Annotated in this window: 7 protein-coding genes; 3 read left to right on the top strand and 4 right to left on the bottom strand. The window is 64.8% G+C overall.

Annotated features, from left to right (window positions below):
• Positions 1 to 293: 293 nt before the first annotated feature.
• Entirely contained in the window at positions 294 to 1,214 is a 921-nt protein-coding gene (locus tag BTW08_RS18295) for an AEC family transporter (RefSeq protein ID WP_075563905.1), read from the bottom strand.
• Between the two features lie 95 nt (positions 1,215 to 1,309).
• Between BTW08_RS18295 and BTW08_RS18290 the strand changes: the two genes are divergently transcribed.
• Positions 1,310 to 1,846 carry a hypothetical protein gene (locus tag BTW08_RS18290; RefSeq protein ID WP_075563904.1) on the top strand — a complete coding sequence of 179 codons (537 nt, stop codon included), beginning with the start codon at positions 1,310 to 1,312 and terminating at the stop codon, positions 1,844 to 1,846.
• Between the two features lie 61 nt (positions 1,847 to 1,907).
• On the opposite strand, the gene BTW08_RS18285 is transcribed toward BTW08_RS18290, so the two are convergent.
• Both BTW08_RS18285 and BTW08_RS18280 read right to left on the bottom strand, forming a co-directional pair.
• Complete coding sequence (locus BTW08_RS18285) at positions 1,908 to 2,681, bottom strand: FKBP-type peptidyl-prolyl cis-trans isomerase (protein ID WP_075563903.1); 774 nt, start codon at positions 2,679 to 2,681, stop codon at positions 1,908 to 1,910.
• Positions 2,682 to 2,767: 86 nt separating this feature from the next.
• Complete coding sequence (locus BTW08_RS18280; protein ID WP_075563902.1) at positions 2,768 to 3,280, bottom strand: TIGR02444 family protein; 513 nt, start codon at positions 3,278 to 3,280, stop codon at positions 2,768 to 2,770.
• 67 nt (positions 3,281 to 3,347) lie between these two features.
• Between BTW08_RS18280 and BTW08_RS18275 the strand changes: the two genes are divergently transcribed.
• Together BTW08_RS18275 and BTW08_RS18270 are read left to right on the top strand one after the other, a co-directional pair.
• The gene (locus BTW08_RS18275) at positions 3,348 to 5,276 is read left to right on the top strand and encodes an ATP-binding cassette domain-containing protein (RefSeq protein WP_075563901.1); all 1,929 of its coding nucleotides are present in this window, start codon (positions 3,348 to 3,350) and stop codon (positions 5,274 to 5,276) included.
• Positions 5,277 to 5,342: 66 nt separating this feature from the next.
• Positions 5,343 to 5,573, top strand: a complete 231-nt coding sequence (locus BTW08_RS18270; protein ID WP_075563900.1) for a ChaB family protein — start codon at positions 5,343 to 5,345, stop codon at positions 5,571 to 5,573.
• A gap of 182 nt (positions 5,574 to 5,755) precedes the next feature.
• Here the strand turns inward: BTW08_RS18270 and BTW08_RS18265 are convergent.
• Positions 5,756 to 5,950, bottom strand: a 195-nt coding sequence (locus BTW08_RS18265) for an SDR family oxidoreductase (RefSeq protein WP_139313721.1), incomplete at its 5' end; no start/stop codon positions are given.

Raw genomic sequence — 5,950 nt, 5'->3', positions numbered from 1 at the left:
GCTGCTGCGCGAGAGACTGCGGGGTCGCGGACCCTGGCAGCGCGACGCTCTGAGCGGGCGCGATCCCGGGCAGAAAACGCGAGCCTGAAGCACGAGTCTAAAACAGGAACATAAAAAAGCCGCCCTGGGCAGGGCGGCACTAAGGACCGTGACTAGCTTGATGAGGAGATGATCAGGGCAGGAACCTGACATTCGCTGCGATGATCAGTGGCGTTTGGCGGCGCCACGATGTAAAGGTAATCATTCTCATTTGAGATTGCAAGCGTAACGAGAATCCTTTTTATTTGCGCCGATCAACTCGCGCCGACTGCGTGCAATAGAAGCGGCAAGGTCGCCATTGCCAGCAGTGTCTGGCCGGTAATCACGGCCGCCATCAACTCCGCGTCGCCCCCCAGCTGACGGGCCAGGATATAAGCCGATGTGGCGGTCGGCAGCGCCGCGAACAGCAGCGCGATATCGCGATTGGCGCCGTGAAGTCCGACGATCGCGGCCAGCGCCAGCACGATCAGTGGCGTGACGACCAGCTTGAGGGCGCTCGACAGCCAGAACGCCCTGCCGCTACGCCACAGCGCCTGGGGACGCAACGCCACGCCCACCGCCACCAGCCCCAGCGGCAGGGCGGCATCGCCGAGCAGGCCGATGGCATCCGCGCTCCAGCCGGGCAGGCCGATGCCGCCGAGGTTCAAGCCGACGCCCATCAGGCAGGCGAGAATCAGCGGATTTCGCAGCAGCGCCATGGCGCTTTGACCCAGACTGGCGCTGCCCAGCGTGCCGGAGCCGATGAAGGCCAGCACGCAGAGGATGTTCGCGGTCGGCACCATCAGGGCGACGGCGACGGCTGCCGTCGTGGTACCCTCGGCACCATGCAGCGCGGTGGCGCCGGCGACGCCGACGTAGGTATTGAAGCGCACCACGCCCTGGAAGGCCGAGGTGAAGGCGGGCGGCGACAGTCGCAGGCGATCCTTTGCCAGCCAAAGCCCCAGACCCAGCAGCAGCATCGTGCCGAGCATCGTCACGCCGAGCCGAAAGACCGGAACCTGGCTGACGTCGGCGGTGGCCAGCGTCGCCACCAGCATCGCCGGGAACAGCAAGTAGTAGATGAACCGCTCGAGTCGCGGCCAGAAGTCGCCGCCGGGGAAGCGCGCCCAGCCCAGCGCCGCGCCGAGCAGAATCAACAGAAATAGTGGGCCCAGGGCGTTCGCGATATCGCTCATGTGTCATCCTTGTCGAGCGCCTCGGTGATGATCTGCAGCGCCTATGCCCGCTAGTCTATCGGCTAATGCCCACCGCTTGGAGTCTCTAGAAGCCCATGGCTGCCCACGAAGAGGAAACCGCCAGACCGCGGATGCTCAATCTGCTGATCGGGGTCACGCTGATGACGATCGTGATCGCGCTGTGGTATCTGCTCGATTACTACTATCTGCGCGAATCGACCCGTGACGTGACCTGGTATCCGCCGGCGCAGGGCTGCGTGCTGCTGGAAGGGGGCTGTCACGCCGGCCTCGGGATCGACTCGTCGCTGGCGTTCGCGCTTCAGCAGGCCCACGACGACGAGGGCACCTTGACGTTCGAAGTCCGCGTTCACGGGCGCGCGCCGCAAGCGGTGACGGTCCAGTTCATCGGACGTGACATGGCGGTGGAATCGAGACGTCTCTCGCTTCAGGACAAGGGCGATGGGTTGTTCGTCGGGCGGGGCAGCCTGGGGCTTTGCAGTGCTCACGTGGACGCCTGGCGAGCCCAGGTGGTGGTGCTCAGCGATCACGGTCTGAGAGGGAGCTGGTTCGATTTCGACAGCCACGACCTGGGGTCGGCCATGGCGGGGCGGGGCGACAAGCGCTGCCTGTGAACGCCGACGCCGACCACGATGGGTCGGCGTCGGGTGTTGCAGGATAACTCGTTAGCGGTGCTTAGTCGTCGCTGCCCGAGTCATCGCTGCCCGTGTCGTCGCTGTCAGCATCGCCGCCGCTGTCCTTGGCGCCGTCATCGGGGTTGATCGCCAGCAGCTCGACCTTGAACTGTAGCGCCTGATTGGGGCCGATCGGACCGCCGGTGCCGGCCGGGCCATAGGCCAGATCGGAAGGCACGGTGATCATCCAGGTATCGCCGACGTGCATCATCTTCAGCGCTTCCTGCCAGCCGGGAATGACCTGGTCGACCTTGAACGAGATCGGCTCGCCGCGCTTGTAGGAGCTGTCGAAGACGGTGCCGTCCGGCAGGGTGCCTTCGTAGTTGACGCGAACGGTGTCGTCGTCGGAGGGCGACTTGCCGTCACCGGATTCGAGCGACTTGTACTGCAGCCCGGAGTCGGTGGTCTTGACGCCATCCTTCTTGGCGTTCTCCTTCAGGAAGGCTTCGCTCTTCTTGCGGTTCTCATCCGCGACCTTCTTCTGCTCGGCCTTCTGCTCGGAGACTTTCTTCTGCTGGTACTGGGTCAGCGTGCTGCTGATGTCATCCTGGCTCATCTGCAGGTCATCATCGCCGTAGACATCCTTGACGGCCGCCGCGAAGGCGTCGACGTCGAGATCCTTGATGTCCTTGGATAGACCCTGACCGAGCGTGGCGCCAATGCTGTAGCTGAGTTTCGCCTGGTCACTGTCGAGATCGACCTTGTCCTGCGCGAAGGCCGTCAGTGGCAGGGTCATGATGCTGCCGAGGGCGACGGCGGTTACCAAACGTTTCATGCAAACTCCTTGGGTCACGGATAAAACCGATGCTGGCCAGATTGCAAAGAAGCCTCAAACACCGGGTGGATTGTGGTGGTGTGACTCTAACAGGTGGGTTTTGGTTCCGCATCCGACGTATCGATCAGCCAGCATGCCAGCAGGTCGCGTAACACGGGGTAAGCGTCATCGTCGATATCTCGGCGCGTTCGGCAGGCGCGCAAGGCGAGCTCGACGCCGGTTTCCGGTTCGCCAGCCAGTGTCGGGAGGGCTTCGAGGCGTGTCAGCATCTCGCGCTCGGCCTGCAGTTCGGCCTGCTTTAGCGTCTGCCGCAACGGTTCCAGTCGCGGTTGCAGCCGCGCCTCGCTTTTCAACGCTCGCCGGCGTTCGCGCAGTGGCACGGTCATCTCGCGCTGCCAGGCTCTCGCGTCGGCCAGGGCGTCGGCCGCGCCAGGATCCGGGCGGCGGCGTTGCTCGCTCAGCCAGGCGATCCACAGCAGTTCGCAGATATCCCAGCCGTGCGCGTCCTGAAGCGTCAGGCACAGGGTTTCAGCCCCGGGGCGCGCATAGCGGTCCAGTGCGTAGGACCATAGCGAGGGGAATGCATCGGGTGTGGACATCGCTCTCCATGCCGATAGCGGATGGCTGATAGAATGAGCGCCCATTCGATGCGCCCTGGAGCCCGGCATGATCGCATTCCGCCAACTCGCCCTGCAACGCGGTACCCGCCAACTGTTCGCGGGGGCCGATCTGGTGCTGCACGAGGGGCAGAAAGTCGGCATCGTCGGCGCCAACGGTGCCGGCAAGTCGAGCCTGTTCGCGCTGATCCGGGGCGAGCTCGGTGCCGACGCGGGTAGCGTGGAGATCGCCGGTGGCAAGCGCATCGCGCATATGGCGCAGGAAGTGTCGGCCATCGATCGTCCGCTGGTGGAGTACGTGCTCGACGGCGACGTCGGCCTGCGCGAGACCGAGACGGCGCTTGCCGAAGCCCAGGCCAACGGCGAGATGCAGCGCGAGGCCGTCCTCCACGGTGAGATCGAGGCGCTCGATGGTTACAGCGCGCGCTCCCGCGCCGAACAGCTGCTGGCCGGGCTGGGCTTCGGACAGGACGATCTCTACCGTCCGCTGGCGGACTTCTCCGGCGGCTGGCGGATGCGCGTGGGCCTGGCGCGGACGCTATTCACGCCGTCGGAGATCATGCTGCTCGACGAACCGACCAACCACCTGGATCTGGACGCGCTGCTGTGGCTGGAGCAGTGGCTGACGCGCTATCCCGGTACGCTGATGCTGATCTCCCACGACCGCGATTTCCTCGATGCGGTCTGCGATCACATCCTGCATATCGATCAAGGCCAGCTGATGCTCTATCGCGGCCACTACAGCGCCTTCGAACGCGCCCGCGCCGAGCGTCAGACCCAGCAGCAGGCGGCTTACGAAAAGCAGCAGGCCCGGCGTGCCGAGATCGAAGGTTTCGTCGCGCGCTTCCGCGCCCAGGCCACCAAGGCGCGCCAGGCCCAGAGCCGGCTGAAGATGCTCGAGCGCATGGAGAATATCGCCGCGGCCCGCGTCGATTCGCCGTTCCGCTTTCAGCTGCCGTGCGCCGACAAGACCTCGACGCCGCTGCTGTCGCTGGATCAGGCATCGCTGGGATACCCCGATCGCACGATTCTCGACGGGGTGAAGGTGTCGATTTTGCCCGGCGAGCGAATCGGTCTGTTGGGGCCCAACGGGGCGGGTAAATCGACCCTGATCAAGACCCTGATCGGCGATCTGACCCCGATCGAGGGAACTCGAGTCCCCGGCGACAATCTGGTGGTCGGCTACTACGCCCAGCATCAGTTGGAACACCTGGACATCGGCGCCACGCCGTTCATGCATGTCCAGCGGCTGTCGCCCACGGCCAGTGATCTCTCGATTCGCAATTTCCTGGGCGGATTCGGTTTCCGTGGCGACGACGTGTTCGGCGACGTGTCGCGCTTCTCCGGTGGCGAGAAGGCCCGCCTGGCGCTGTCGCTGGTGGCCTGGGAAAAGCCCAACCTGCTGCTGCTGGACGAGCCGACCAACCATCTCGATCTGGACATGCGCGAGGCGCTGGCCGAGGCGCTGGCCGAGTACGAAGGGGCGGTGATCATCGTCTCTCACGACCGCCACCTGCTGCGGGCGAGCGTGGATACGTTCTGGCGCGTCGCCGAAGGCCGGGTCGAGCCCTTCGATGGCGATCTCGATGACTACCATCAGTGGCTGAAGTCCCGCGAGCTGGAGCTGCGGCGAGACCTGAAGCAGGAAGCGCGCCAGGAAAAAGGCGCGGCGGACGGTGGCGATCGCAAGGCGGCACGCCGCGCAGCCGCCGAACGGCGCGAGCAGATGAAGCCGCTGCGCAAACAGCGCGATACGGCGGAGAAGAAGCTCGACAAGGCCCAGAGTGCGCTCACGGCACTGGAAGTGCAGCTGGCAGACCCGGATATCTACGATGCCGGACGCAAGGACGAGCTTGCCCGGCTGGTGCGCGAACAGGGCGAGCGTCAGGCCGAAGTCGAACAGCTCGAGAGCGAGTGGATGGCGGCGGAAGAGGCGCTGGAGACGCTGGAGGCGGAGCTGCTCCAGGCCGAATCCTGAATCGTGGTTGAGGCGCTCGGCGGGCGTCTACACTGAGGATGAATTTCCGGCTCGAGGAGAGCATTCATGCCTTACGATTCCCGCGACGACATTCCCGATAGCGCACGCAAGGTGCTGCCGCCCCACGCCCGCACCATCTACAAGGAAGCGTTCAACAGCGCCTGGGACGAGTACGACAAGCCCGGCGACCGGCGCGGCGACAGCTCTCGAGAAGAGACCGGCCACGCCGTGGCCTGGAAGGCGGTCGAGGCGAAGTACAAAAAAGGCGACGATGGCAACTGGCATCCGAAGTCTTGAGCGACGAGCGACGAGCGACGAGCGACGAGCTACGAGCTACGAGCTACGAGCTACGAGCTACGAGCTACGAGCTACGAGCTACGAGCTACGAGCTACGAGCTACGAGCTACGAAAAGGGCCAGCGACTGACGTCGCTGGCCCTTTTCTCGCAATAAGCCCGTGTTAGCTTTCGCGGCTCGCGGCTAGTCGGCGTAGATCATCTTCTTGGTCATCCCTCCATCGACGCTGATGTGCTGGCCGGTGATGAAGCCTGCCTTGTCGCTGGCGAGAAAGGCCACCGTGGCGGCAACGTCGGCCGGTTCGCCGACCCGCCCGACCGGATGCTGATCGCGGTCGATATCGCGATGTTCCGGATCGTGGCGCTGACCGGCCTTCTG

The sequence above is a fragment of the Salinicola sp. MH3R3-1 genome (assembly GCF_001937155.1).
In the GTDB taxonomy this organism is placed as follows: Bacteria; Pseudomonadota; Gammaproteobacteria; order Pseudomonadales; family Halomonadaceae; genus Salinicola; species Salinicola halophyticus.
The sequence above is the reverse complement of the archived record's forward strand: the minus strand, read 5'-3'. Positions and strand labels throughout refer to the sequence as shown.

Coding starts and splice junctions, on each gene's coding strand:
- BTW08_RS18295 (WP_075563905.1), bottom strand. CDS start 1,214: ATGAGCGATATCGCGAACGCCCTGGGCCCACTATTTCTGTTGATTCTG.
- BTW08_RS18290 (WP_075563904.1), top strand. CDS start 1,310: ATGGCTGCCCACGAAGAGGAAACCGCCAGACCGCGGATGCTCAATCTG.
- BTW08_RS18285 (WP_075563903.1), bottom strand. CDS start 2,681: ATGAAACGTTTGGTAACCGCCGTCGCCCTCGGCAGCATCATGACCCTG.
- BTW08_RS18280 (WP_075563902.1), bottom strand. CDS start 3,280: ATGTCCACACCCGATGCATTCCCCTCGCTATGGTCCTACGCACTGGAC.
- BTW08_RS18275 (WP_075563901.1), top strand. CDS start 3,348: ATGATCGCATTCCGCCAACTCGCCCTGCAACGCGGTACCCGCCAACTG.
- BTW08_RS18270 (WP_075563900.1), top strand. CDS start 5,343: ATGCCTTACGATTCCCGCGACGACATTCCCGATAGCGCACGCAAGGTG.